We start from the raw sequence: 26,376 nt of genomic DNA on the forward strand, positions 1-26,376 counted from the left end.
GGTAATTATTCGGTTCAGGTGTCTTATGGAAAAGTACACACCTCATTACGATCTGGCGGTGATCAAGGCGGATGTCAGACGGCTTGGAGGCCGGGCATTTACGCTCGCAGCAAAGGAAACAGGCGCGCGGCTCGGCCTGAATATCAAGGAGATGCAAGAGGTCGTTTTCGAACTACAAAACAGGATGTTGTACAAATCGATGACCACGTATGCCGATCACCGGGTGTGGCAGGACGTGTACCACATCAATTCACACGGTCTGGAGATTTACATCAAGGTCACTTACTGCACAGCCGGTAACCCTCCAGTGATCTCCTTCAAGAAGAAGAGCTCATGAACACTCAACATTGCTTCATTTGCGGTGCACCCAACGCCATGACGCGCTTCGAAAGCCGCAGCGAAACCCTCCGTGTCAACGGTATGGAACGACGTGTCGACGACCTGTCTGGCTGGGAATGCCAACTGTGCGGCGACGGCATGCATGACCCTGACAGCTCCGACCGCTATAGCGCCGCCAGCGATGAACTGGTCCGCACCGCGCGGACAATGATCGGCAACGAGATGAAACGCATCCGTCGCAAGCTGCACCTTACGCAAAAAGAAACCGTGCAACTGCTGTCCGGTGGCGGTCACAACGCTTTTTCACGTTATGAACGCGGTGAGCTTCTGCCACCGAAGCCACTGGTTCTGTTAATGCGATTGTTGGACCGTTACCCTCATTTGCTCGCCGACGCCAAGATATTGGCCGAAGGCGCTGACCTGCGGGGCTTCACTCATACCGTGAACACAGGGCAGGAGGCGCTCAAGGCCTCCTGAACAGACAAAAATAAACCCGGCCAGGCCGGGTTTATTTTTTCAAACATCGATCAATGCAAAATCTGGCTCAAGAACAACTTGGTCCGGTCATTCTGCGGGTTGTCGAAGAAGTCATTCGGCGCCGCCTGTTCGACGATCTCGCCCTTGTCCATGAAGATCACGCGATTGGCCACGGTGCGGGCAAAACCCATTTCGTGGGTCACGCACAACATGGTCATGCCGTCTTCGGCCAGGCCGATCATGGTGTCGAGTACTTCCTTGACCATTTCCGGGTCGAGGGCCGAGGTCGGTTCGTCGAACAGCATGATTTTCGGCTTCATGCACAAGGCACGGGCAATCGCCACTCGCTGTTGCTGGCCGCCGGACAGTTGCCCCGGAAACTTGTGGGCCTGCTCCGGGATGCGCACACGCTCCAGGTAATGCATGGCGATTTCCTCGGCCTTGCGCTTGGGCATCTTGCGCACCCACATCGGCGCCAGCGTGCAGTTCTGCAGGATGGTCAGGTGCGGGAACAGGTTGAAGTGCTGGAACACCATGCCGACTTCACGGCGGATCGCTTCGATCTGCTTGAGGTCGTTGGTCAGCTCCACGCCATCGACCACGATGCGGCCCTGCTGGTGCTCTTCCAGACGGTTGAGGCAGCGGATGGTGGTGGACTTGCCCGAACCCGAGGGGCCGCACAGCACGATACGCTCGCCCTGCTTGACGTTGAGGTTGATGTCTTTCAACACGTGGAACTGGCCGTACCACTTGTTGACGCCCTGCATCTGGATAATGCCTTCAGGGCTCACAGGCTGTTTGATCGCTTCGCTCATAACATCAACTCCTAACGCTTGTGGCCTGTGTCGAGCTTGTGTTCCAAATGAATGGAATAGCGCGACATACCAAAACAGAAAATCCAGAACACCAGGGCGGCAAACACATAGCCTTCGGTGGCCATACCCAACCATTTAGGGTCGGCGGCGGCTTGCTTGACGCTGTTGAGCAGGTCGAACAGGCCGATGATGATCACCAGGCTGGTGTCCTTGAACAACGCGATAAACGTGTTGACGATGCCCGGGATCACCATCTTCAGGGCTTGCGGCAGAATCACCAGGCCCATGCTGCGCCAGTAACCCAGGCCCATCGCCGCGGCCGCTTCGTACTGACCTTTAGGGATCGCCTGCAAACCGCCACGCACCACCTCGGCCACGTAGGCCGACTGGAACAGGATCACGCCGATCAACGCCCGCAGCAGCTTGTCGATACCCATGCCTTCAGGCAGGAACAACGGCAGCATCACCGAGGACATGAACAGCACGGTGATCAGCGGCACGCCGCGCCAGAACTCGATGAAGGTCACGCAGACCACACGAATCGCCGGCATGTTCGAGCGCCGTCCCAACGCCAGCACAATGCCCAGTGGCAAGGCACCGGCGATGCCGACGGTGGCGATGACCAGGGTCAGCATCAGGCCGCCCCATTGGCTGGTGGCCACGTTGGTCAAGCCGAAGATCCCGCCGTGCAGCAGGAAGTAGGCGATGATCGGGTACAGCACCAGGAAGCTCAGGCAGTAGATCGCCTTGCGTGGGAAACGCGAGATGAACAACGGCGCCACGCCAACGATGGCCAGCCACACGGTCAGGTCCACACGCCAGCGCAGGTCGCCGGGGTAGTAGCCGTACATGAACTGCCCGAAGCGCTGTTGGATAAACACCCAGCACGCGCCCTCTTTGGTGCAATCGGCGCGCGTGGTGCCGACCCAATTGGCATCGAGGATGGCCCAATGCAGGATCGGCGGCACCACCAGGTAGATCAGGTAAAACGCCAACAGCGTCAGCAGGGTATTGAGCCAACTGGAAAACAGATTGGCGCGCATCCAGGCCACCGGTCCGAAGACTTTGCTCGGCGGCGGCATATCAGGTTTGAAAGTATGCGAACTCATGTGCGTTTCCTCACCGCTCGATCAGCGCAATGCGCTTGTTGTACCAGTTCATCAGCAGGGAAATGCTGATGCTGATCGCCAGGTACACGCTCATGGTGATGGCAATGACTTCGATCGCCTGGCCGGTCTGGTTGAGCACCGTGCCGGCAAACAACGAAACCATTTCCGGGTAACCGATACCGGCGGCCAACGACGAGTTTTTCGCCAGGTTCAGGTACTGGCTGGTCAGCGGCGGAATGATCACCCGCAGGGCTTGCGGGATGATGACCTTGCGCAGCGTCGGCCCAGGGCGCAGGCCCAGGGAGCGCGCGGCTTCGGTCTGGCCGTGGCTGACGGACTTGATGCCCGAACGCACGATCTCGGCGATAAACGCTGCCGTGTACACGGTAAGCGCCAGGGTCAACGCCAGCAGTTCAGGGATCAGTACCCAGCCGCCGACAAAGTTGAAACCTGAAAGCTTAGGCATTTCCCAGTGCAGCGGCGCGCCGAAGATCAAGGCACACAACGCCGGGATCAGGATAAACAGCGCCAGGCCCGCCCAGAACTTATGGAACGGTACACCGGTCGCCTCAAAGCGCTTGTTGGCCCAACGCGCCATCAGCACGATTGCCACGATGGCAACCACGATGCTGGCCACAAACGGCCAGAAGCCATCAGCGGCCAGCGCTGCCGGCATGTTCAGACCACGGCTGCTGACAAAGAAGGTATCGCCGAAGTTATGGCTGTTGCGCGGCCCCGGCATGGTCAGGAACACCGCGAAGTACCAGAACAGGATCTGCAGCAGCGGTGGAATGTTGCGGAACACTTCCACATACACGGTCGCCAGCTTGTTGATCATCCAGTTCGGGGACAGACGTGCCACGCCGATGATGAAGCCGAGCAGCGTCGCCAGGACCACACCGATCACGGTCACCAGCAAGGTGTTGAGCAAGCCGATGACAAAGACGCGGGCGTAGCTGTCCGATTCGGTGTAGTCGATCAGATGCTGCGCGATGCCGAAGCCGGCACTGCGCTCAAGAAAGTCGAAACCCGAGGTAATGCCCCGGTGTTGAAGGTTGGTCTGGGTGTTATTGAAGAGGTACCAGCCCAGCGAGACCACCGCCACAATCGTGATGATCTGGAAGAGCCACGCACGCACTTTGGGATCGCTGAAGCTGAGCTTCTGCTTTGGTGCGCCGATTTGATTTTGCATGAAGTGCCCCGGAGAGAATGGAACAGAACATCACCCGGCGGTTGGCCCACCGGGTGACAGAACCATCAGCGATCAGCGCACAGGTGGTGCGTATTGAATGCCGCCGTTGTTCCACAGCGCGTTCAGGCCACGGTCGATTTCCAGTGGGGTGCTCTTGCCCAGGTTGCGCTCGAACACTTCACCGTAGTTACCGACTTGCTTGACGATCTGTACAACCCAATCTTTCTTCACTTTCAGGTCTTTGCCGTATTCGCCGTCAGCACCGAGCAGACGTGCAACGTCCGGGTTCTTGGTGGACTTGGCTTCAGCTTCAACGTTTTTGGAGGTGATACCGGCTTCTTCAGCGTTGAGCATGGCGTAGCCAACCCAGCGCACGATGGCCAGCCACTCGTCGTCGCCGTTACGCACGACCGGGCCCAGCGGTTCCTTGGAAATGGTTTCCGGCAGAACCACGTAGTCCTTCGGCGCGGCCAGCTTGCTGCGCTGGGCGAACAGTTGGGACTTGTCGGAGGTCAGTACGTCGCAACGGCCGGATTCCAGCGACTTGGCGCTTTCATCGGAGGTGTCGAAGGTGATCGGGGTGTATTTGAGGTTGTTGCCACGGAAGTAGTCGGAAACGTTCAGCTCGGTGGTGGTACCGGCCTGGATGCAGATGGTTGCACCGTCCAGTTCCTTGGCACTTTTGACGCCCAGCTTGTTGTTAACCAGGAAGCCGATGCCGTCGTAGTAAGTAATGAAGCCCGGGAATTTCAGACCCATGCCCGCATCGCGGGAGCTGGTCATGGTGGTGTTACGCGACAGGATGTCGACTTCGCCGGACTGAAGCGCGGTGAAACGCTCCTTGGCGTTCAACTGGCTGAATTTGACCTTGGTGGCATCGCCGAAAACAGCAGCGGCCACGGCACGGCAAACGTCAGCATCGATCCCGAGGATCTTGCCGCTGGCATCCGGTACCGAGAAACCCGGCAAGCCGTCACTCACGCCACATTGCACAAAGCCTTTCTTCTGCACAGCGTCCAGAGTAGCGCCGGCTTGGGCGAAACCGCTGACACCCAGTACAGCCGCCGCGCAAACGATGGCCAGGGTGGATTTCAATACCTTCATTCAAACCTCCAGTTGCTCTTGTTGTGTCGAAGCTCCAACCTCAGCGCACCCTTATGAGGCGATATCGACCCGTGTTGGCTTTTTTTAGGGTCAAGCGGCATGAGGCTTTCGCGGTAATTCCAGCTGCTATCCCGAAAGCGGCAGTCACTGATAGTGTTACCGTCTCAGGAAAGTTCTGACATCGACCTACACATAGCAAGGCGCGTACCAGAGTGGTCGCTGAGTCGTTTCAGCCCATGGTCAATAGAAAAAGATTCAACCTTGCGACATTCTCTTAACAGATCAACCTGTCGCGCACCGTTCCGTCGCACTTAATCGGAGCGCACGCACATTTATGGAGCAGACATGACCGAACCCTTGATTCTTCAGCCCGCCAAGCCCGCAGACGCCTGCGTAATCTGGTTGCATGGCCTGGGTGCCGATCGCTACGACTTCCTACCGGTGGCCGAGGCGCTGCAGGAAAGCCTGCTGTCCACCCGCTTTGTGTTGCCCCAGGCGCCTACGCGTCCGGTGACGATCAACGGCGGCTACGAGATGCCCAGCTGGTACGACATAAAGGCCATGAGCCCGGCGCGTTCGATCAGCCTGGAAGAACTGGATGAGTCGTCGAAAATGGTCACCGAACTGATCAAGACGCAAAAAAGCGACGGAATAGACGCTTCGCGAATTTTCCTCGCAGGCTTTTCCCAAGGTGGCGCGGTGGTATTCCACACAGCGTTTACCAAATGGCAGGGCGCGCTGGGTGGCGTGATCGCCCTCTCTACCTATGCGCCCACCTTCAGTGATGAGCTGGAATTGTCCGCCAGCCAGCAACGCATTCCCGCCCTCTGCCTGCACGGCCAGTACGACGAGGTGGTGCAGAACGCCATGGGGCGCACGGCGTATGAGCATCTGAAGAGCCGTGGTGTCACCGTGACATGGCAGGAATACCCAATGGGCCACGAAGTGTTACCCCAGGAGATACACGACATAGGTACCTGGCTGACGGCGCGCCTGGGCTGAAAACCCGTGTTTATGTAGCCGTATGACAGACGCACTACGCCGCGCCCGATTCTTGCATTACACTGGCCGGCGTACATTCCTTAACCAATTAATGAGATCACCGTGCTCAAAGCACTCAAGAAGATGTTCGGCAAAAGCGAGGCTGAGCCGCTCGCGCCTGTTCCCAGTGCTCCTGTGCCCTCCTCCGGCAGCCGCAATGACGGTCAACAGCCCGGCCGGACTGCACCTGTCGCCCAGCCGCAGACACCGACGGTGACACCACCCGAACAGGCAAAACCTGAGGCTGAAGCCGCACCCGCCCCCAAGCCTCGCCGCGAACGCGCGCCAAAACCGCCGGTGATCCCGTGGAAACTCGAAGACTTCGTCGTCGAGCCCCAGGAAGGCAAGACTCGCTTCCACGATTTCAAACTCGCCCCGGAACTGATGCACGCCATTCAGGACCTGGGTTTCCCGTACTGCACGCCGATCCAGGCGCAGGTCCTGGGCTTCACCCTCGCCGGCAAAGACGCCATCGGTCGTGCCCAGACCGGTACCGGCAAGACTGCCGCGTTCCTGATCTCGATCATCACCCAGCTGCTGCAAACGCCGCCGCCGAAAGAACGCTACATGGGTGAACCGCGCGCGCTGATCATCGCCCCTACCCGGGAGCTGGTGGTGCAGATCGCCAAGGACGCCGCCGACCTGACCAAGTACACCGGCCTCAATGTGATGACGTTCGTGGGCGGCATGGACTTCGACAAGCAGCTCAAGCACCTCGAAGCCCGCCACTGCGACATCCTGGTGGCGACTCCTGGCCGCCTGCTGGACTTCAACCAGCGCGGCGACGTGCACCTGGACATGGTCGAAGTGATGGTGCTGGACGAAGCCGACCGCATGCTCGACATGGGTTTCATCCCACAAGTGCGCCAGATCATTCGCCAGACCCCGCCGAAAAACGAACGTCAGACCCTGCTGTTCTCCGCGACCTTCACCGAAGACGTGATGAACCTCGCCAAGCAGTGGACCACTGAGCCGTCCATCGTCGAAATCGAAGCGCTGAACGTCGCCAGCGAAAACGTCGAACAGCACATCTACGCCGTGGCCGGTGCCGACAAGTACAAGCTGCTCTACAACCTGGTCAACGACAACGGTTGGGAGCGCGTGATGGTCTTCGCCAACCGCAAAGACGAGGTGCGTCGCATCGAAGAACGCCTGGTGCGCGATGGCGTGAATGCCGCGCAACTGTCCGGCGACGTGCCGCAGCACAAGCGCATCAAGACTCTGGAAGGCTTCCGCGAAGGCAAGATTCGCGTGCTGGTGGCCACCGACGTGGCCGGGCGCGGGATTCATATCGACGGCATCAGCCACGTGATCAACTTCACCCTGCCGGAAGTGCCGGACGACTACGTGCACCGCATTGGCCGCACCGGCCGGGCGGGCGCTGCGGGTGTGTCGATCAGCTTTGCCGGGGAAGATGACTCGTATCAGTTGCCGTCGATCGAGACGTTGCTGGGGCGCAAGATCAGTTGCGAGACACCGCCGACGCACTTGCTGCGGGCTGTAGAACGCAAACGCCCGTAAGCTGAAATGCAATAAAAATGTGGGAGGGGGCTTGCTCCCGATAGCAGGGTGTCAGTCACTTTATCTGTGACTGACCCACTGCTATCGGGAGCAAGCCCCCTCCCACATTTGGTTCTGTGTTCGGCTGGCTATTTCCAGCGATCAGCAGCTGCGTGGTCGCTGTCCCGACCTTCCACCCAACGCGCACCTTCGCTGGTATTTTCCTTCTTCCAGAACGGCGCACGGGTTTTCAGGTAATCCATCACAAACGCACAGGCATCGAACGCCGCCTGGCGATGAGCGCTGGCGGCCGCCACAAACACAATCGGCTCACCTGGCTGCAGCGCACCGATACGATGCAGCACTTCGAGCTTGAGCAGCGGCCAGCGTTGCTCGGCTTCGACGGCGATCTTGGCCAAGGCTTTTTCCGTCATGCCGGGGTAGTGCTCCAGGAACATCCCCGCCACCTCGCGACCGTCATTGAAGTCGCGCACATAGCCGACAAAACTCACCACCGCGCCCACGCCCACATTCGCCGCGTGCATCGCGTTGACTTCAGCACCGGGGTCAAACGGTTCGACCTGTACACGAATGGCCATGTTCAGCCTCCGGTCACGGGCGGGAAGAACGCGACTTCATCACCGGCCAACACCGGTTCATCGAGATCACACAACTCCTCGTTGCGCGCACACATCACGCTCGCCTCGTTAAGTACGGCGAACTCGGGGTCGCTGGCCAATGCCAGCCGCACGGCATCCACGGTAGCGAACTCGCCTTCCATCTCCAGCGAATCGAGGCCCACCGCTTCGGCGTAACGCGCAAAAAACAATACGTTGATGCTCATGCCTGGTCTGCCTTGAAATGCCCGCTCTTTCCGCCGAGCTTTTCCAGCAGGCGAATGTTTTCGATGGTCATGCCGCGATCCACGGCCTTGCACATGTCATAGATGGTCAGCGCGGCGACGCTGGCCGCCGTCAACGCTTCCATCTCCACCCCGGTCTGCCCGGACAGCTTGCAGCGCGCGACGATGTGCACCGAGTCTGCGCCATCGGCACTCAGTTCGACCTTGACCCCGGTCAACATCAGCGGGTGACACAAGGGGATCAAATCACTGGTTTTTTTCGCGGCCTGGATCCCGGCAATGCGAGCCACGGCAAACACGTCGCCCTTGGGATGGGCGCCGTCGACAATCATTTTCAGGGTCTCGGGCAGCATGCGCACCCGCGCTTCGGCCACCGCCTCACGGAACGTCACGGACTTGTCAGTGACGTCGACCATATGGGCGCGACCTTGGGAATCGAGATGAGTCAGCACAGGGATACTCCTGATCAGGAGCAGCGATTGTAAACCCAATGCATAACAAATGTGGGAGGGAGCAAGCCCCCTCCCACACTGACCGCGTTTACAAATGCGATTCGGCGTATTCGGCCAGAATCGAGCGAGGCACCCCTTGCAGCGCAATGTGCACGCCGTTCGGGAAATCCTTGAAGCGTTCCGTCAGGTAAGTCAGCCCGGAGCTGGTCGCGGACAGGTAAGGGGTGTCGATCTGTGCCAGGTTGCCCAGGCACACCACTTTGGAACCGGCGCCGGCACGGGTGATGATGGTTTTCATCTGGTGCGGGGTCAGGTTCTGGCATTCATCGATCAAAATCAGGCTCTGCTGGAAGCTGCGACCTCGGATGTAGTTGAGGGATTTGAACTGCAACGGCACTTTGCTGAGGATGTAGTCGACGCTGCCATGGGTGTTTTCGTCATCCATGTGCAAGGCTTCGAGGTTGTCAGTGATCGCCCCCAGCCACGGCTCCATTTTTTCCGCCTCGGTGCCGGGCAGGAAACCGATTTCCTGGTCCAGGCCCTGCACGGAGCGGGTGGCGATGATGCGGCGATAGCGCTTGGTCACCATGGTCTGCTCGATGGCGGCGGCCAGGGCGAGGATGGTTTTACCGGAACCGGCAGCACCCGTCAGGTTGACCAGGTGGATATCCGGGTCGAGCAGCGCATACAGCGCCAGGCTCTGGTAGATGTCACGCGGTTTCAGGCCCCAGGCTTCCTGGTGCAACAAGGGTTCCTGATGCAGGTCGAGAATCAGCAGCTTGTCGACCTGGATCTCTTTGATCCAGCCCACAAAGCCCTGTTCGTCGACGATGAATTCATTGATATGCACGGCCGGCAGGTTGTCGATCAGTTGTACCTGGTGCCAGGTGCGGCCGTGATCCTGACGGGTTTCGACCTTGCTGACACGGTCCCAGAACGAGCCGGTCATCATGTGATAACCACGGGACAGCATCGACACGTCATCGACCAGTTGGTCGGTACTGTAGTCCTCGGCAGCGATCCCACACGCTCGTGCCTTAAGGCGCATATTGATGTCTTTGGTCACCAGCACCACGCGCAGGTCCTTGTCGCGCGCATGCAGGTCGATCAATTGGTTGATGATTTTGTTGTCGTTGAGGTTTTCCGGCAGCAGGCTGTTGGGCTCGCTGCGCTTGCTCATCAGAATCGACAGCAAGCCCTTGGGCCCGCTTTTGCCGCGTTGGATCGGCACGCCGACTTCCACGTCCTCGGGTGACGCTTCGCCCAGGGTCTTGTCGATCAGGCGGATGGCCTGGCGGCATTCGGCAGCCACGCTGTGGTGCCCGCTTTTGAGTTTGTCGAGCTCCTCAAGCACGATCATCGGAATGGCGACGTGGTGTTCTTCGAAGTTAAGCAGTGCGTTTGGATCGTGGATCAATACATTGGTATCAAGCACATAAAGGATTGGCTGGTCGGAAGAAGGGGTGCGTCCATGATCATCCATACTCGGTCACCTTTGTGGGAGCCAGTCGACGCAATACCACGACAGTGCTGCGCCTCGATTCGACCACCGACTGCACCTGAGTGACGTCAAGCGCAGTGCCCACATGAGGAGTCTTGGAAGACGCCACCTGTGTTGCAGGTTTCGGCGATCTGACTTCGTAATACCGCAAAACCCATGACAGGAAAAAGCACTTTGACGCTTTTTTGAAGTTTATTTTTCAGGATGACGAATAGCACTAGCCGAGTGCCCGATGCACCGTTAAAGTCGGAAGTCCGCCTGCATCGAAATGTTGCAAAAAATCAGCGCAAAAATGCCTCGCACCCAACAGGGCCGGGCACTTCATCTTTTTAACGAAATGCTTCCCGGCAGTCCTGCCAACCCAGCCCACTTTGCGCCGTTGCTTGCAGCAACATCGGCAATGCCACCCGCGCCTTGTCCTGGGTGTCGTGAAACACAATCACGCCTTTGCGCCACAACAGCATCAACGTGAGCACCCGCTGCGCAGACTCATCCGCCTTGAGCTTGCCCGGCTCGTCCTGGGAATCGATGTCCCATAACGCCACCTGCAAGCCCTGGGACTGGAAAAACCCCTGGCTGTCCGCGCGACGTTGCCCGTAAGGCGGACGGAACAGCGGCACGTAGTTTTCCGGCATCAGGTTCTGCACCAACTGCGCGCTGCGGGTAATGGAGCCTTGCCAGTCGACCCAATGGCTATGGGAACGGTACTGCCAGCCCTGGGTGCCGACGCACTGCCCCTGGTACAACGCCTCCACCTCAGCGGCGGAACTGCGCTCCACGCGGGTTTGCAGGCTGCTGCCGAGGGCAAAGAAGGTGGCGTTCATCTTCTGCTTGCGCAGGTAGTCGGCGAGCCAGTCGGTATTGCCGCTGACCGGCGCCGGACCGCCGTCGAAGGTCAGCAGGAAGAGACGGTCGTTGAACTCGTCACCATTACGCTCATGGTCGCCAAAGCGCGCAACTTCGCTGCTGATCTGCGGAAACAGCGCGGCCTTGCGCAGCAGTTCGTCCAGGTAACGCTCATGGAAGGCATGGCTGGGGGCTGCCCAGCCTATATAGAAAGAGTCTTCGCTGATCGCCAACTTGCCGGCCTGCTCCCGCAGGTCGTCCATGCTCTCCACCAGGTAGCAGAACGAGGCGTCAACTTCGCAACTCTGCTGGGCGAAGGTGTAGTTCTCCAACAACCGCTGCCAAAGCTCGCGACGCAGGTCGTCGATGGCGGCCAGGTTGATGATCTTCAAGCCCAGGCGCTGCTTGAGTGCAGCTTCATCCAGGGCTTCACTGGCCAGCAGGCTGTGGGCGAACATCAGGATTTCCGCACGCGAGGCCACATCGAACAGCGCCGGGCTGCTGAGTTTTTCCGGCCAGGTGCCACGGTCCAGGCTGGCTACATCCACCGGCGCCGCCTGGGCATTCAGGCACAGCAGGCAAGCCGACAACAAAAGCGCTATTCGCACGCAGGGTCTCCCTCTCCAGAGTCACCGGCCATCATAGCGGATCGCGCCTATCGCCATCATAGGTGGAGTCAAAACGCCCCAACCCCTAGAATCCCCGCACGATTACAGGAGACGACTTCATGCTGATGGTGATTTCCCCCGCCAAAACCCTCGACTTCGAGTCAAAGCCGGCGACCCAGCGCTTTACCCAGCCACAGTACCTGGACCATTCCCAGGTGCTGATCGAGCAACTGCGCGAACTGAGCCCGGCGCAGATCAGCGAATTGATGCACGTATCCGACAAGATCGGCGGCCTCAACGCCGCCCGCTTCGGCAGCTGGACCCCGGCCTTCACCCCAGAGAATGCCAAGCAGGCCTTGCTGGCGTTCAAGGGCGACGTGTACACCGGCCTCAACGCCGACACCTTCACCGATGCCGACTTCAGCTACGCCCAGGACCACCTGCGCATGCTCTCGGGCCTGTACGGCCTGCTGCGCCCCCTGGACCTGATGATGCCGTACCGCCTTGAGATGGGCACCAAACTCGCCAACGCCCGTGGCAAGGACCTGTACGCCTTCTGGGGCACGCGCATCAGCGAATGGCTGAACGAAGCGCTGGCCGAACAAGGCGACGACGTACTGCTCAACCTGGCCTCCAACGAGTACTTCTCGGCGGTCAAGCGCACGGCCCTGAACGCGCGGATCATCAACACCGAGTTCAAGGACCTGAAGAACGGCCAGTACAAGATCATCAGCTTCTACGCGAAAAAGGCCCGGGGCATGATGAGCCGCTTCGTGATCGAAGAGCGCATCAACGATCCGGCCAAGCTCAAGCAGTTCGATGTGCAGGGCTATCGCTTCAATGCGGAGCAGTCCAAGCCGGATAATCTGGTGTTCCTGCGCGATCACGCACCGGAATAAGGCCGTACCAGCCTCTTTCAGACGATGAAATCCAAATGTGGGAGGGGACAAGCCCCCTCCCACATTTTGCCCGCGCTTCAAACCAAGATAAGCCAATTATTTGACGTCAAAAAACACACGCTCGCATCCCTAACATTTTTTTCACTCGACATTTCCGATTTTTTTTCGTAGTGGCACCACTTTTTTAAATCAGTAGTGGCACAAAACTATCCCTGCGCGCCAACTCCCCACAACTACTGGCCCAAATAGCAAGTGCTATCAATATAGTACTAGTGCCATCTTCGCTAATATTTCAAGAAATTTCCGCAAACAGGATGAGCGGCCAGGAACTTCGTCCTAAAGCACCGCTCATACCACCGGTAACGAAATTCTCTGTTTCTGTAGGAGATGACTTACAAGGCGGACCAACGGAAGTAGCAAAGTTGTCACATTGAACTTTGACTCAGTGGTCACATCACCAACCGATTAGTTGAGAGCGGCGATAAGGATTAATTGCCACGAACTATAAGGCCAAGGCTGTGCTTACCCTAATGGGTCAGTGAGACAACCCAAGGCATTGATACTTAAAGGCTTACGGCCTCTATCAAAGCCCTGCGGCACTGGCGCCAGGCCCTTCTCCCAGGAAGGCTGGCTGCATTTCAGGGCAGGCCCCAATAACAAGGCCAAGTTGCGCACAACTTGAGTGCAATAGTTAGTCACTCGTTATTCAACATGCCTGTACGCGGTAAGTCGGCGTCTATTCGCCCAACTTTCGCGGCATTTGTGACGTTTGCAAACATGAACTCCAGCCATCTAATGGCATGATTTAAATACAGAGGTAATTGCGATGCGCATCAGCATATTTGGTTTGGGTTACGTTGGCGCAGTGTGTGCCGGTTGCCTGTCTGCCCGTGGCCACGAAGTGGTCGGCGTAGACATCTCCAAGGATAAGATCGACCTGATCAATGCAGGCAAATCGCCAATCGTTGAGCCAGGTCTGGGCGAGCTGTTGAGCCAGGGTATCGAGACCGGTCGGCTGCGCGGCACCACCAACTTCGCCGACGCCATCCGCGATACCGACTTGTCGATGATCTGCGTCGGCACGCCAAGCAAGAAAAATGGCGACCTGGAACTCGACTACATCGAAGCCGTGTGCCGCGAGATCGGTTTTGTCCTGCGTGACAAAGCCACCCGCCATACCGTCGTCGTACGTAGCACCGTGTTGCCAGGCACCGTGGCCAACGTGGTCATCCCAATCCTCGAAGACTGCTCCGGCAAGAAAGCCGGCGTCGATTTCGGTGTTGCGGTCAACCCGGAATTCCTGCGCGAATCCACCGCCATTGCCGACTACGACCTGCCACCGATGACCGTCATCGGCGAATTCGACAAAGCCTCCGGCGATGTCCTGCAGTCCCTGTACGAAGAGCTCGACGCACCGATCATCCGCAAGGACATCGCCGTTGCCGAGATGATCAAGTACACCTGCAACGTGTGGCACGCCACCAAAGTGACCTTCGCCAACGAGATCGGCAACATTGCCAAGGCCGTCGGCGTCGACGGTCGCGAAGTGATGGAAGTGGTCTGCCAGGACAAGACCCTCAACCTGTCCCAGTACTACATGCGCCCAGGCTTCGCCTTCGGCGGCTCGTGCCTGCCAAAGGACGTACGCGCCCTGACCTACCGCGCCAGCTCCCTGGACGTGGAAGCGCCGCTGCTCAACTCGCTGATGCGCAGCAACGAATCCCAGGTGCAGAACGCCTTCGACATCGTCGCCGGCCACGACAAACGCAAAGTCGCGCTGCTGGGCCTGAGCTTCAAGGCCGGTACCGATGACCTGCGCGAAAGCCCGCTGGTAGAGCTGGCGGAAATGCTGATCGGCAAGGGCTTCGACCTGAGCATCTACGACAGCAACGTCGAATACGCCCGTGTCCACGGCGCGAACAAGGACTACATCGAAGGCAAGATCCCCCACGTGTCGTCCCTGCTCAACTCGGACTTCGACGAAGTGATCAACAACTCCGACGTGATCATCCTGGGCAACCGCGATGAGAAGTTCCGTGCCCTGGCGCAGAACGCACCGCACGGCAAGCAAGTGATCGACCTGGTGGGCTTCATGTCCAAGGCCACCTGTGCGACCGGCCGTACCGAAGGCATTTGCTGGTAACAGCAACGGCAAGTTTCGGGCTGCAGGCGTACCAATCCCCAGCGCTTGCAGCTCGAAGCCTTCTTCACCTTCGGATGACGCTTATGTCCAAGTTAAAACACGTACTGCTCCACTCCGCCGGCTGGCTGTTCTTCCTGAGCCTGCTGATGGGTCTCGCCCTGCTGTTGCCGGCGAGTACGTTCGACTCCGAGTCGAAGAATTTTATTTTCCTGATTGGCGCCGTCGGTATCTGGCGCTACTCGATGGGTGCTACGCATTTCTTTCGCGGCATGCTGTTCCTGTACGTGGTCTACCCCCACCTGCGCCGTAAAGTGCGCAAGCTGGGCAAGGCTGCCGACCCGTCCCATGTGTTCCTGATGGTCACCAGCTTCCGTATCGATGCGCTGACCACCGCGCAGGTCTACAGCTCGGTGATTCGCGAGGCCATCGAATGCGGCTTCCCCACCACCGTGGTCTGCTCGCTGGTGGAAATGTCCGATGAGCTGCTGGTCAAGAGCCTGTGGGAACGCATGAACCCGCCGGACCACGTCAAGCTCGACTTCGTGCGGATCGCCGGTACCGGCAAGCGCGACGGCCTGGCCTTCGGTTTCCGCGCCATCTCGCGCCACCTGCCGGACGACCGTGCCGTGGTTGCCGTGATCGATGGCGACACCGTGCTCGCCGAAGGCGTCGTGCGCAAGACCGTGCCGTGGTTCCAGCTGTTCGGCAACGTCGGCGGCCTGACCACCAACGAGTTCTGCGAAGTGCGCGGCGGCTACATCATGAGCGAGTGGCACAAACTGCGCTTCGCCCAGCGCCACATCAACATGTGCTCGATGGCCCTGTCCAAGCGCGTACTGACCATGACCGGTCGCATGTCGGTGTTCCGTGCCAACGTCGTGACTGACCCCGGCTTTATCGCCGACGTGGAAAGCGACTCGCTGCAACACTGGCGCCTGGGCCGTTTCAAGTTCCTCACCGGTGACGACAAGTCCAGCTGGTTCAGCCTGATGCGCCTGGGCTACGACACCTTCTACGTGCCCGACGCGGCGATCCACACCGTGGAACACCCGCCGGAAAAGAGCTTTATCAAGGCCAGCCGCAAGCTGATGTTCCGCTGGTACGGCAACAACCTGCGCCAGAACTCCCGCGCCCTCGGCCTGGGTGTACGCCGCCTCGGCCTGTTCACCAGCATCGTGTTGTTCGACCAGCGCGTGTCGATGTGGACCTCCCTGCTCGGCCTGACCGTGGCCATCATCGCCACCTTCAAGTACGGCGGCGCGTTCATCCTCGCGTACCTGCTGTGGATCGGCATCACCCGCCTGATCCTGACCCTGCTGCTGTCGTGCTCCGGCCACAAGATCGGCCCGGCGTACCCGGTGATTCTCTATTACAACCAGATCATGGGCGCGCTGGTGAAGATCTACGTGTTCTTCCGCCTTGATCAACAGTCCTGGACCCGCCAGGACACCAAACTGACCCGCGATTTGGCCAGCTTTCAACGTTGGTTCAACACCTGGTCGTCTCGGACCATGACCTTCTCCGCCGGCAGCATCTTCGTTGCCGTGTTGCTGATGATGGTCTGACAGCCAAGCCTGAATTAACCAAGGAGCTATCCCTAATGAGCATAAACAGTCAAGTAAACGCCAACGTTGTCCACGAATCCGAAGCCCAGCGCCAACATGCCCGGGTCAAAATCCCGGCCAAGCTGCGCTTCTTCAACACCGACCGCACCCAGACCGAAGCACGGGTGATCGACCTCTCGGCCGGCGGCCTGGCGTTCACCGCCACCCAGCCGTTGACCGTGGGTGAAGTGCACAAGGGTCGCCTGCAATTCGTCATCGATAACCTCGGCCTGGCCATGGATGTGGAGCTGCAGATCCGCTCCTACGACCGCCAGAGCGGCCGCACCGGTTGCCAGTTCCAGAACCTCGACGCCCAGGATATTTCCACCCTGCGCCACCTGATCACCTCGCACTTGTCGGGCGACATCGTGACCATGGGTGATGTGCTGGCGACCCTCCAACGCGACAACTTCACCAAGGCGCGCAAGGTCAAGGACGGCGGCAGCAACATGAGCGCCTTCGGCCGCCTGCGCGCCGTGACATTCAGCCTGGCGATCTTCCTGGTCGGCCTCGCCGCGTTCGGGTTTGTCTTCAAGTCGGTGTACGGCATGTACTTCGTCAGCCACGCTCAGGCCGGCCTGGTGAGCGTGCCTGGCATGAACGTGACCATGCCGCGCGACGGCACCGTGCAAAGCCTGCTCAAGGGTGACGCGATTGCAGCCAAAGGCGCGCCACTGGCGACCTTCAGCACCAGCATGCTGGATGTGCTCAAGGGCCATCTGGACGAAGACCAACTGCAACCGGCCAAGGTCGAAGAACTGTTCGGCAAGCAAATGACCGGCACGCTCACCTCCCCATGCGATTGCGTGGTGGCGCAGCAACTGGTCGCCGACGGCCAGTACGCCAGCAAAGGCGATGTGATCTTCCAACTGGTGCCACGCGGCAGCCAGGCTAACGTCGAAGCTCGCTTTACCTATCGCCAGTTCGGTGACGTGCGCCCAGGTACCCCGGTGAGCTTCCAGGTGGCCGACGAAGAACAAGTGCGCACCGGCACCATCGTCAGCAGCACCAGCCTGAACAGCGCCGACCTGTCCTCCGACATCCGCGTCCAGATCAAGCCTGACGCCCCGCTGGACAGCGCCTACGCCGGCCGCCCGGTGGAAGTGACCAGCGACCGTGGCCCATCCCTGAACTGGCTGATCGATAAAGCCATGGCTGCAGGTCTTTAATCATGAGCGCCCTTCGAACCCTGCCGGTGCCCCTGGCGCTGGCCATCGCCCTCGCCGGTTGCGCCGGCCTGCCCGACCAACGCCTGGCCAATGAAGCGCTCAAGCGTGGCGATACCGTCACCGCGCAGCAGAATTACCAGCAACTGGCAGACCTGGGCTACAGCGAGGCCCAAGTGGGCCTGGCCGATATCCAGGTAGGCACCCGCGATCCGGCGCAAATCAAACAGGCCGAGGCCACCTACCGCGCTGCGGCGGATACCTCGCCGCGCGCCCAGGCCCGTCTCGGTCGCCTGCTGGTGGCCAAGCCAGGCTCCACTGAAGCCGAACACCATGAAGCCGAAGGCCTGCTGAAAAAAGCCTTTGCCAATGGCGAAGGCAACACCCTGATCCCGCTGGCGATGCTGTACCTGCAATACCCGCACAGCTTCCCCAACGTGAATGCCCAGCAACAGATCAGCAAGTGGCAGGCCGCCGGTTACCCGGAAGCCGGCCTGGCCCAGGTGCTGCTGTATCGCACCCAGGACACCTACGACCAGCATCTGGATGACGTTGAGCGCATCTGCAAGGCCGCGCTGAACACCACCGATATCTGCTATGTCGAGTTGGCCACGGTCTACCAGAAAAAAGCCGAGCCGGAAAAACAGGCCGAACTGCTCAAGCAGATGGAAGCCGGCTACAGCCGCGGCACCGTCACCGCCCAACGCGTCGACAGCGTAGCCCGCGTATTGGGCGACGCCACACTGGGCAAGACTGACGAGAAAACCGCCCAGGCCCTGCTGGAAAAAATCGCCCCCGGCTACCCCGCTTCCTGGGTCAGCCTGGCACAACTGCTCTACGACTTCCCCGAACTGGGCGACGTCGACCAGATGATGAAGTACCTGGACAACGGCCGCGCCGCCGACCAGCCGCGCGCCGAGCTGTTGCTGGGCAAGCTCTACTACGAAGGCAAGTGGGTGCCGGCGGACGCCAAGGCGGCCGAAGCGCACTTCCAGAAAGCCGTGGGCCGCGAAGTGGCTGCCGACTACTACCTCGGCCAGATCTACCGCCGTGGTTACCTGGGCCAGGTCTATTCCCAGAAGGCCCTGGACCACCTGCTGACCGCTGCGCGCAACGGCCAGAACAGCGCCGACTTCGCCATCGCCCAATTGTTTTCCCAAGGCAAGGGCACCAAGCCCGACCCATTGAATGCCTATGTCTTCAGCCAATTGGCGAAAGCCCAGGACACGCCAGAGGCCAATGACCTGGCCACGCAGCTCGAAGCCCCGCTCACACCAGAACAACGCGCCCAAGGCCAACGCCTGGTGCAACAGGAACTGGCCGCGCGCGGCACCCTGGCCCAGAGCGCACTGCAACTGCACGCCCTGGAAGAAGAAGACGGCGAGGAATCCCTATGAAGCTCAATCCATTCGTGCAGGCCGGCATCGGCCTGACCTTCGCCCTGCTGTGGTCGTGCCCGACCCTGGCCGCGCTGACCGAAGCCAAGAACTTCGGCCTGGAAGTCAAAGCCACCGCGCAGTCCGAAGATGACCGCGACCTCGGCACCCAGAAAGGCGGCGACGTCAACGGCATCGGCCTCGACCTGCGCCCGTGGATCTACGGCGAAAGCGGCAACTGGAGCGCCTATGCCATGGGCCAGGCGGTGGCTTCGAGCGACATCATCGAGACCGACACCCTGCAACAGTCGGCGGATGACGAAAACCAGCAAACCACCAACAACGACCGCAAGACCAAGAAAAACTACCTGGCCATGCGTGAGTTCTGGGTTGGCTACAGCGGCTTCACGCCCTACCCCGGCGAGATCCTCAAGCTCGGTCGCCAACGCCTGCGCAACGACGACGGCCAATGGCGCGACACCAACATCGAAGCGCTGAACTGGACCTTCGACACCACCCTGCTCAAGGCCAACGTCGGCGTCGCCGAACGTTTCAGCGAATACCGCACCGACCTCAAGGAACTGTCGCCCAAGGACAAGGACCGTCAGCACCTCTACGCCGATGCGTCCTACCAGTGGACGCCAGGCCAGTGGATCGGCCTGCGCGGCCACCACACCCATGACAACGGCAAGCTCGACTACCCGGAACCGGGCGTGGCCACCGACTCTCTGGACAAGCGTGAGAACGGTGACCTGACCTGGCTCGGCATCGAAGCCAACAGCGACGCCTACAACTGGCGCAACACCAACACCGTCAACTACTGGGCCAGCGTCACCGGCATGAAAGGCGACCGCGACTCGGTCAATGCCTTGAACGCCGACGGCACCCGCCCGACAGAGGCCAAGCGCAGCGATGACGTCAGTGGCTGGGCGACCGACCTGGGTATCCGCCTGCGTCTGGACCCGCAATGGCAAGTGGGTGCGGCCTATGCCCGCGCCAGTGCCGAGTACGAGCAGAACGGCCTGCAAAGCAACCGTTCGAACTTCACCGGCACCCAGTCCCGCGTGCACCGTTTCGGCGAAGCGTTTCGTGGCGAGATGAACAACATGCAGTCCATGAGCCTGTTCGGTTCCTGGCAGCTGCGCGAGGACTACGACGCCAGCCTGGTGTACCACAAGTTCTGGCGCGTCGACGGCAACAAGCCAGTCGGCAGCAACGGCATCGACGCCGTGCAGAACAACACCGATGACGTCACCGGCGCGATCCTGTCCAGCACTTCCCTGCCCCTTGAAGACGGCAAGAAAGACCTGGGCCAGGAGATGGACCTGGTCGTCACCAAGTACTTCAAGACCGGCCTGCTGCCAGCCGCACTCAGCCAGTCGATCGACGAGCCGTCGGCCCTGGTGCGTTTCCGTGCCGGTGTGTTCAAGCCAGGTGATGCCTACGGCAGCCAGGTCGACTCGTACATGCACCGCGCGTTTGTCGACGTGATCTGGAAATTCTGATGGGAGCCTGCGCAATGAATGCTCAAAGCCTACTCGTCGCGGCAATGCTGATGGCCAGTGCCACAGCGTTTGCCGATACGGCGGCCAAGGCGCCGACCATCGCCAAGGAACTGCAACAGGCCAAGACCTACACCATTTCCAGCCCGCCGACCGCGCCGCTGGAAATGGCCAAGCCAGCCCTGCCGGACCTGTCGGGCTACACCGCCGCAGCCATGGAAAAGAAGATCGTACGCACCAAGCCCGGCAAGATCAGCATCCGCCGCATGATGCAGGAAGACGCCCTGAAGGACTTTATCGGCGGCGACAACAAGATGGCCGAATGGGTGGTGCGTCAGCACGGTATTCCCCAGGCGATCTTTGTCGACGACGGTTACATGAACCTCAAGGACCTGCTCGGCAAAGTGCCCAAGCAGTACTTCAGCGAAACCTCGCCGGGCGTGTTCCTGGCCAAATTGCCGATCGTGGTCGGCCGCAAGGGCATCCTGGACATCGATAAAAACACCCAGGAGCTGCGCCTGTCCCAGCAAGCCGGTTCGTTCCTGATCAACGACGGCCAGCTGTTTGTGCGTGACACCAAGATCACCGGTTGGGACGAAAAAGCCAACGGGCCGGCGCTGTTCAAGTCGCCCAAGGAATTCCGCCCGTTCCTGCTGGCCTGGGGCGGCACCGAGACTTACGTCTCCAAGACCAAGATGGCCAGCTTCGGCTATGCCAACAGTAAGTCGTACGGGGTGAGTATTTCCCAGTACACGCCGAACATGGCCAAGGTGCTCAAGCGCCCTGAGCCGACCGGCTGGATCATCGATTCCGAGTTCTCGGACATGTGGTACGGCTTCTACTGCTACGAGACCACGGGCTTCGTAATCAAGGGCAATACCTACAAAGACAACATCGTCTACGGCATTGACCCCCATGACCGTTCCCACGGCCTGATCATCGCGGACAACACCGTCTACGGCACCAAGAAGAAGCACGGCATCATCATTTCCCGTGAGGTGAACGACAGCTTCATCTTCAACAACCGCAGCTACGACAACAAGCTTTCGGGCCTGGTGATCGACCGTAACAGCGTGAACAACCTGATCGCCGACAACGAGATCTACCGCAACCACACCGACGGCATCACCCTCTATGAGAGCGGCGACAACCTGCTGTGGGGCAACAAAGTGATCAGCAACCGTCGCCACGGCATCCGCATACGTAACAGCGTGAACATCAAGCTGTACGAGAACACCGCCATGGCCAACGGCCTGACCGGCGTGTACGGCCACATCAAGGATTTGACCGACACCGACCGCGACATCGCCCTCGACCCCTTCGACGCCAAGGTCTCGCTGATCGTGGTCGGCGGTGAACTGGCGGGTAACGGCAGCGGGCCGCTGTCCATCGACTCGCCATTGAGTATCGAGCTGTACCGCGTATCGATGCTGGCGCCGACCAAATCCAGCGGCATCAGCTTCTCCGGCGTGTTGGGCGATCGTCAGGAAGAAATTCTCGACCTGCTGGTGCGCCAGCAGAAAGCCGTGCTGATCGACCCTGTCGAACGCCAGACCGAAATGCAGGACTGAGGATGACCCTTATGCACCCACACATGATCAAACTGCTGAGCCTCTCGGGTCTGACCCTCGGCCTGCTCGCAGCCAGCCAGGGCGTGCGCGCCGACGAAATCAAGGCGCCAACCTTCACCGCCGAACCGTGCTGCAGCCTGTGCCCGGCCGCCCACGACGCGAAGAACTACACCACGCGCTACCAGCAGAACTTCACCACCCTGGTCCAAGCCCAGGGCGACTGGCTGTTCCGTACCCAGGAAGACCTGCGCACCGAATTCGACACCAGCCCGGCCGGCTACAAGCGCATGCAGCAGCTACACGATGCGTTCAAGGCCAAGGGCGTGGAACTGGTGGTGGTCTACCAGCCGACCCGTGGCCTGGTGAACCGCAACAAGCTCAACCCGGAAGAGAAAGCCAAGTTCGATTTCGACAAGGCCCTGGGCAACTACAAGACCATGCTCGGCCGTTTCGCCAAGATGGGCTACGTAGTGCCGGACCTGTCGCCGTTGACCAACGAACAACTGCCGGACGAATTGCCGGCCCACGACTTCTACTTCCGCGGTGACCAACACTGGACCCCGTACGGCGCCCAGCGCACGGCGAAAATCGTCGGTGCCAAGGTGCGTGCAATGCCTGAGTTCGCCGATATTCCCAAGCGCGAATTCGAGACCAAACGCTCCGGGCGCATGGGCAAGACCGGCACCCTGCACAACATGGCCGGGCAATTGTGTGGCACCAGCTACGCCATCCAGTACATGGACCAGTTCACCACCGAGCCGAAAGGCGAAGCCGGTGACGGCGACCTGTTCGGCGATTCGGGCAACCCGCAGATCACCCTGGTGGGCACCAGCCACAGCGGCAAGAACTACAACTTCGCCGGCTTCCTGGAACAGGAAATCGGTGCCGACATCCTCAACGTCGCCTTCCCCGGCGGCGGCCTGGAAGGCTCGATGATCCAGTACCTGGGCAGCGACGAATTCCAGAAGAGCCCGCCGAAAATCCTGATCTGGGAATTCTCGCCGCTGTATCGCCTGGACCAGGAGACCATCTACCGCCAGATGATGTCGCTGCTCGACAACGGCTGCGAAGGCAAGAGCGCGCAGATGAGCGCCAGCACCACGTTGAAACCCGGCAAGAACGAATTGATGGTTAACAGTTCGAATAAAGACCTGCGCAACGCCAACCATCAGGTTGATATCCGCTTCGCCGATCCCTCGGTGAAAACCTTGCAAGCCACCCTCTGGTACATGAACGGGCGCCACGAGGACATCAAGATCGAGAAACCCGAAACATCCGATACAGACGGGCGTTTCGCCTTTGAACTGCGCACCGATGAAGACTGGGCCTCGCAGAACTTGCTGGCCGTGGAAGTGCAGGGTCCCGAAGCGGGCGCTGCTGCGCAGAAGGTCGAAGCGAAAATTTGCACACGCAACGTATTCCCAGCGGGTGGTCAACAGACCGCCTCGACAGGGCAATGAGGTTACTTATGCAGAAGTTATTGATTCCATCGTTGCTGGGCCTGGCGATCTTCGCCGGTGCAGCCAACGCCGCCGCCCCGCTGCGTCCGCCCCAGGGCTACTTCGCACCGATTGAAGCGTTCAAGACCGGCGACTTCAAGAATGACTGCGATGCCATGCCCGCGCCGTACACCGGCTCGCTGCAATTTCGCAGCAAGTACGAAGGTTCGGACAAGGCCCGTTCGACGCTGAACGTGCAGTCGGAAAAAGCCTTTCGCGACAGCACCGCCGACATCACCAAGCTGGAAAAAGACACCAGCAAGCGCGTGATGCAGTTCATGCGCGACGGTCGTCCGGAACAATTGGAATGCACGCTCAACTGGCTGACCAGTTGGGCCAAGGCCGATGCGTTGATGTCCAAGGACTTCAACCACACCGGCAAGTCCATGCGCAAATGGGCACTGGGCAGCATGGCCTCGGCCTATGTACGCCTGAAGTTTTCCGAGTCCCGCCCACTGGCCAATCACCAGCAGGAATCGCAACTGATCGAAGCCTGGTTCAACAAACTGGCCGATCAGGTGGTGAGCGATTGGGACAACCTGCCGCTGGAAAAAACCAACAACCACTCCTACTGGGCCGCCTGGTCGGTAATGGCAACCTCCATCGCCACCAACCGTCGCGACCTGTTTGATTGGGCCGTGAAGGAATACAAGGTCGGCGCCAACCAGGTCGACGACCAAGGCTTCTTGCCGAACGAGTTGAAGCGTCAACAACGTGCCCTGTCGTACCACAACTACGCGTTGCCGCCGCTGGCGATGATCGCCAGTTTTGCCCTGGTCAACGGGGTTGATCTGCGCCAGGAAAACAACGGTGCGCTCAAGCGCCTGGGCGACAAAGTGCTGGCTGGGGTCAAGGACCCGGAGATCTTCGAACAGAAGAACGGCAAGGAGCAGGACATGAAGGACTTGAAGCAGGACATGAAATTCGCCTGGCTCGAACCCTTCTGCACCCTCTACACCTGCGCCCCGGATGTGATCGAGCGCAAGCATGGCATGCAGCCGTTCAAGACCTTCCGCCTCGGGGGTGACCTGACCAAGGTCTACGACCCGACGCATGAAAAAGGCAACAAAGGTTCCTGAGCAAACTCGGTTAGAAATGTGGGAGGAGGCAAGCCCCCTCCCACAGTTTGAGCCGGTTTCGTCAGTAGGAATGTTGTACCGCCCTCCCCGTCTTTTCGTGGGGGGTTTGGGGGGGCTCTGGCCCTTGACTGTTGGTTAAACATGGAGAGATCGGGATGGTTTTCTCGTCCAATGTGTTCCTGTTTCTGTTCTTGCCGATCTTTCTCGGCTTGTACTATTTGAGCGGGCAACGCTATCGCAATCTGCTGCTGCTGTTGGCCAGCTATGTGTTCTACGCCTGGTGGCGAGTGGACTTCCTGGCGCTGTTCGCCGCCGTCACGCTGTGGAACTACTGGATCGGCCTCAAGGTCGGTGCCGCCGGCGTGCGCACCAAACCGGCCCAGCGCTGGCTGCTGCTCGGCGTGGTGGTCGACCTGTGCATCCTCGGCTACTTCAAGTACGCCAACTTCGGTGTCGACAGCATCAACGTGATGATGAAGTCGGCGGGCCTGGAGCCGTTTATCCTCACCCACGTGTTGCTGCCGATCGGGATCTCGTTCTACATCTTCGAGTCCATCAGCTACATCATCGACGTGTACCGTGGCGATACCCCGGCCACCCGCAACCTCATCGACTTCGCAGCGTTCGTGGCGATCTTCCCGCACTTGATCGCCGGCCCGGTGTTGCGTTTCCGCGACCTGGCCGACCAGTTCAATAACCGCACCCACACCCTCGATAAGTTCTCCGAGGGCTGCACGCGGTTCATGCAGGGTTTCATCAAGAAGGTCTTCATCGCCGACACCCTGGCGGTGGTGGCCGACCACTGCTTCGCCCTGCAAAACCCCACCACCGGCGATGCCTGGCTAGGGGCGCTGGCCTACACCGCGCAGTTGTACTTCGACTTCTCCGGCTACAGCGACATGGCCATCGGCCTGGGCTTGATGATGGGTTTCCGCTTCATGGAAAACTTCAAGCAGCCGTATATCAGCCAGTCGATCACCGAGTTCTGGCGCCGCTGGCACATCAGCCTGTCCACCTGGCTGCGTGACTACCTGTACATCACGTTGGGCGGCAACCGTAAAGGCACGCTGACCACCTACCGCAACCTGTTCCTGACCATGCTGCTCGGTGGCCTGTGGCACGGTGCGAACATCACCTACATCGTGTGGGGTGCGTGGCACGGCATGTGGCTGGCGATTGAAAAAGCCATCGGCCTCAACACCGCGCCACGCAGTTTCAACGTCCTACGCTGGGCCTTCACGTTCCTGCTGGTGGTGATGGGCTGGGTGATCTTCCGCTCCGAAAACCTGCACGTCGCCGGTCGTATGTACGGTGCGATGTTCAGCTTTGGCGAGTGGTCGCTGTCGGAACTCAACCGCGCCAACCTCACCGGCCTGCAAGTGGCAACCCTGGTGGTGGCGTACGCAACGTTGGCGTTCTTCGGCCTGCGCGACTTCTACACCAACCGCCCTGCGGAAAAAACCAAGCCGGCCGACCCGAGCCTGATCAAGGCCGTGCCGGGCGACAACCCCGGCAGCATCCACGAGCCAGGCTTCACCGTTGGCCGTGACGCTGCCGTGCAACCGGCCTACTGGACCGCTGACTGGCCACGCTACGCCATGCGCGCGGCGGTGCTGCTGCTGTTCGTGGCGTCGATTCTCAAACTGTCGGCGCAGAGTTTCTCGCCGTTCCTTTACTTCCAATTCTGAGGG

The 26,376-nt window shown here is 59.9% G+C and carries 23 protein-coding genes; 14 read left to right on the forward strand and 9 right to left on the reverse strand.

The window, feature by feature from the left end; genetic code table 11:
- Nucleotides 1-25: 25 nt before the first annotated feature.
- Both J1G35_RS00315 and J1G35_RS00320 read left to right on the forward strand, forming a co-directional pair.
- Nucleotides 26-337 carry a type II toxin-antitoxin system MqsR family toxin gene (locus tag J1G35_RS00315; RefSeq protein WP_053131314.1) on the forward strand — a complete coding sequence of 104 codons (312 nt, stop codon included), beginning with the start codon at nucleotides 26-28 and terminating at the stop codon, nucleotides 335-337.
- Nucleotides 334-816, forward strand: a complete 483-nt coding sequence (locus tag J1G35_RS00320) for a type II toxin-antitoxin system MqsA family antitoxin (RefSeq protein ID WP_223012889.1) — start codon at nucleotides 334-336, stop codon at nucleotides 814-816. The genes J1G35_RS00315 and J1G35_RS00320 overlap by 4 nt, the downstream gene beginning before the upstream one ends.
- 50 nt (nucleotides 817-866) lie before the next feature.
- On the opposite strand, the gene J1G35_RS00325 is transcribed toward J1G35_RS00320, so the two are convergent.
- The 4 genes from J1G35_RS00325 to J1G35_RS00340 form a co-directional block, all read right to left on the reverse strand.
- On the reverse strand, nucleotides 867-1,631 hold the full coding sequence (locus J1G35_RS00325) for an amino acid ABC transporter ATP-binding protein (RefSeq protein ID WP_003171943.1): 765 nt from the start codon (nucleotides 1,629-1,631) through the stop codon (nucleotides 867-869).
- An 11-nt stretch (nucleotides 1,632-1,642) separates the two neighbouring features.
- On the reverse strand, nucleotides 1,643-2,740 hold the full coding sequence (locus tag J1G35_RS00330) for an amino acid ABC transporter permease (RefSeq protein ID WP_223012891.1): 1,098 nt from the start codon (nucleotides 2,738-2,740) through the stop codon (nucleotides 1,643-1,645).
- A gap of 10 nt (nucleotides 2,741-2,750) precedes the next feature.
- Entirely contained in the window at nucleotides 2,751-3,932 is a 1,182-nt protein-coding gene (locus J1G35_RS00335) for an amino acid ABC transporter permease (RefSeq protein WP_053131320.1), read from the reverse strand.
- A gap of 72 nt (nucleotides 3,933-4,004) precedes the next feature.
- Nucleotides 4,005-5,036, reverse strand: coding sequence for an amino acid ABC transporter substrate-binding protein (locus tag J1G35_RS00340; protein ID WP_053131322.1), 1,032 nt, complete (start codon nucleotides 5,034-5,036; stop codon nucleotides 4,005-4,007).
- Between the two features lie 345 nt (nucleotides 5,037-5,381).
- Between J1G35_RS00340 and J1G35_RS00345 the strand changes: the two genes are divergently transcribed.
- Nucleotides 5,382-6,038, forward strand: coding sequence for a dienelactone hydrolase family protein (locus tag J1G35_RS00345; RefSeq protein WP_223012893.1), 657 nt, complete (start codon nucleotides 5,382-5,384; stop codon nucleotides 6,036-6,038).
- Nucleotides 6,039-6,134: 96 nt separating this feature from the next.
- Nucleotides 6,135-7,598 (forward strand): ATP-dependent RNA helicase RhlB, encoded by a 1,464-nt coding sequence (gene rhlB / locus J1G35_RS00350; RefSeq protein WP_223013118.1) that lies wholly within the window; start codon nucleotides 6,135-6,137, stop codon nucleotides 7,596-7,598.
- Between the two features lie 128 nt (nucleotides 7,599-7,726).
- Here the strand turns inward: rhlB and moaE are convergent, their stop codons facing one another.
- From moaE to J1G35_RS00375, 5 genes are all read right to left on the reverse strand, one after another.
- Nucleotides 7,727-8,176, reverse strand: coding sequence for a molybdopterin synthase catalytic subunit MoaE (moaE, locus tag J1G35_RS00355; protein ID WP_223012895.1), 450 nt, complete (start codon nucleotides 8,174-8,176; stop codon nucleotides 7,727-7,729).
- A 2-nt stretch (nucleotides 8,177-8,178) separates the two neighbouring features.
- Nucleotides 8,179-8,421, reverse strand: a complete 243-nt coding sequence (moaD, locus tag J1G35_RS00360) for a molybdopterin converting factor subunit 1 (protein WP_223012897.1) — start codon at nucleotides 8,419-8,421, stop codon at nucleotides 8,179-8,181.
- The gene (gene moaC, locus J1G35_RS00365) at nucleotides 8,418-8,891 is read right to left on the reverse strand and encodes a cyclic pyranopterin monophosphate synthase MoaC (protein WP_223012899.1); all 474 of its coding nucleotides are present in this window, start codon (nucleotides 8,889-8,891) and stop codon (nucleotides 8,418-8,420) included. The genes moaD and moaC overlap by 4 nt, the downstream gene beginning before the upstream one ends.
- 88 nt (nucleotides 8,892-8,979) lie before the next feature.
- A complete protein-coding gene (locus J1G35_RS00370) occupies nucleotides 8,980-10,374 on the reverse strand; it encodes a PhoH family protein (protein WP_032877681.1) in 1,395 nt (464 codons plus the stop codon).
- 347 nt (nucleotides 10,375-10,721) lie between these two features.
- Nucleotides 10,722-11,846, reverse strand: a complete 1,125-nt coding sequence (locus J1G35_RS00375; RefSeq protein ID WP_223012901.1) for a polysaccharide deacetylase family protein — start codon at nucleotides 11,844-11,846, stop codon at nucleotides 10,722-10,724.
- 119 nt (nucleotides 11,847-11,965) lie between these two features.
- On the opposite strand from J1G35_RS00375, the gene yaaA reads away from it, so the two are divergent.
- The 10 genes from yaaA (at nucleotide 11,966) to J1G35_RS00425 (ending at nucleotide 26,373) form a co-directional block, all read left to right on the forward strand.
- A complete protein-coding gene (gene yaaA, locus J1G35_RS00380) occupies nucleotides 11,966-12,745 on the forward strand; it encodes a peroxide stress protein YaaA (RefSeq protein WP_223012903.1) in 780 nt (259 codons plus the stop codon).
- Nucleotides 12,746-13,571: 826 nt separating this feature from the next.
- Nucleotides 13,572-14,888, forward strand: coding sequence for a nucleotide sugar dehydrogenase (locus tag J1G35_RS00385; protein ID WP_053131345.1), 1,317 nt, complete (start codon nucleotides 13,572-13,574; stop codon nucleotides 14,886-14,888).
- An 83-nt stretch (nucleotides 14,889-14,971) separates the two neighbouring features.
- Nucleotides 14,972-16,453 (forward strand): mannuronan synthase, encoded by a 1,482-nt coding sequence (gene alg8, locus J1G35_RS00390; RefSeq protein ID WP_053131348.1) that lies wholly within the window; start codon nucleotides 14,972-14,974, stop codon nucleotides 16,451-16,453.
- A 41-nt stretch (nucleotides 16,454-16,494) separates the two neighbouring features.
- Entirely contained in the window at nucleotides 16,495-17,661 is a 1,167-nt protein-coding gene (locus J1G35_RS00395) for an alginate biosynthesis protein Alg44 (protein WP_053131927.1), read from the forward strand.
- Between the two features lie 2 nt (nucleotides 17,662-17,663).
- Entirely contained in the window at nucleotides 17,664-19,055 is a 1,392-nt protein-coding gene (algK, locus tag J1G35_RS00400) for an alginate biosynthesis TPR repeat lipoprotein AlgK (protein ID WP_053131350.1), read from the forward strand.
- The gene (locus tag J1G35_RS00405; RefSeq protein WP_053131352.1) at nucleotides 19,052-20,539 is read left to right on the forward strand and encodes an alginate export family protein; all 1,488 of its coding nucleotides are present in this window, start codon (nucleotides 19,052-19,054) and stop codon (nucleotides 20,537-20,539) included. The genes algK and J1G35_RS00405 overlap by 4 nt, the downstream gene beginning before the upstream one ends.
- The gene (algG, locus tag J1G35_RS00410) at nucleotides 20,539-22,107 is read left to right on the forward strand and encodes a mannuronan 5-epimerase AlgG (RefSeq protein ID WP_053131355.1); all 1,569 of its coding nucleotides are present in this window, start codon (nucleotides 20,539-20,541) and stop codon (nucleotides 22,105-22,107) included. The genes J1G35_RS00405 and algG overlap by 1 nt, the downstream gene beginning before the upstream one ends.
- A gap of 11 nt (nucleotides 22,108-22,118) precedes the next feature.
- Nucleotides 22,119-23,567: an alginate O-acetyltransferase gene (locus tag J1G35_RS00415; RefSeq protein WP_223013120.1), complete on the forward strand. Its 1,449-nt coding sequence runs from the start codon at nucleotides 22,119-22,121 to the stop codon at nucleotides 23,565-23,567.
- Between the two features lie 8 nt (nucleotides 23,568-23,575).
- Complete coding sequence (locus J1G35_RS00420; protein WP_082340950.1) at nucleotides 23,576-24,685, forward strand: mannuronate-specific alginate lyase; 1,110 nt, start codon at nucleotides 23,576-23,578, stop codon at nucleotides 24,683-24,685.
- Between the two features lie 155 nt (nucleotides 24,686-24,840).
- Entirely contained in the window at nucleotides 24,841-26,373 is a 1,533-nt protein-coding gene (locus J1G35_RS00425; protein WP_053131362.1) for an MBOAT family protein, read from the forward strand.
- The last annotated feature ends 3 nt before the right edge of the window (nucleotides 26,374-26,376 follow it).

This window comes from Pseudomonas sp. SH10-3B (assembly GCF_019891415.1).
Lineage (GTDB): Bacteria > Pseudomonadota > Gammaproteobacteria > Pseudomonadales > Pseudomonadaceae > Aquipseudomonas.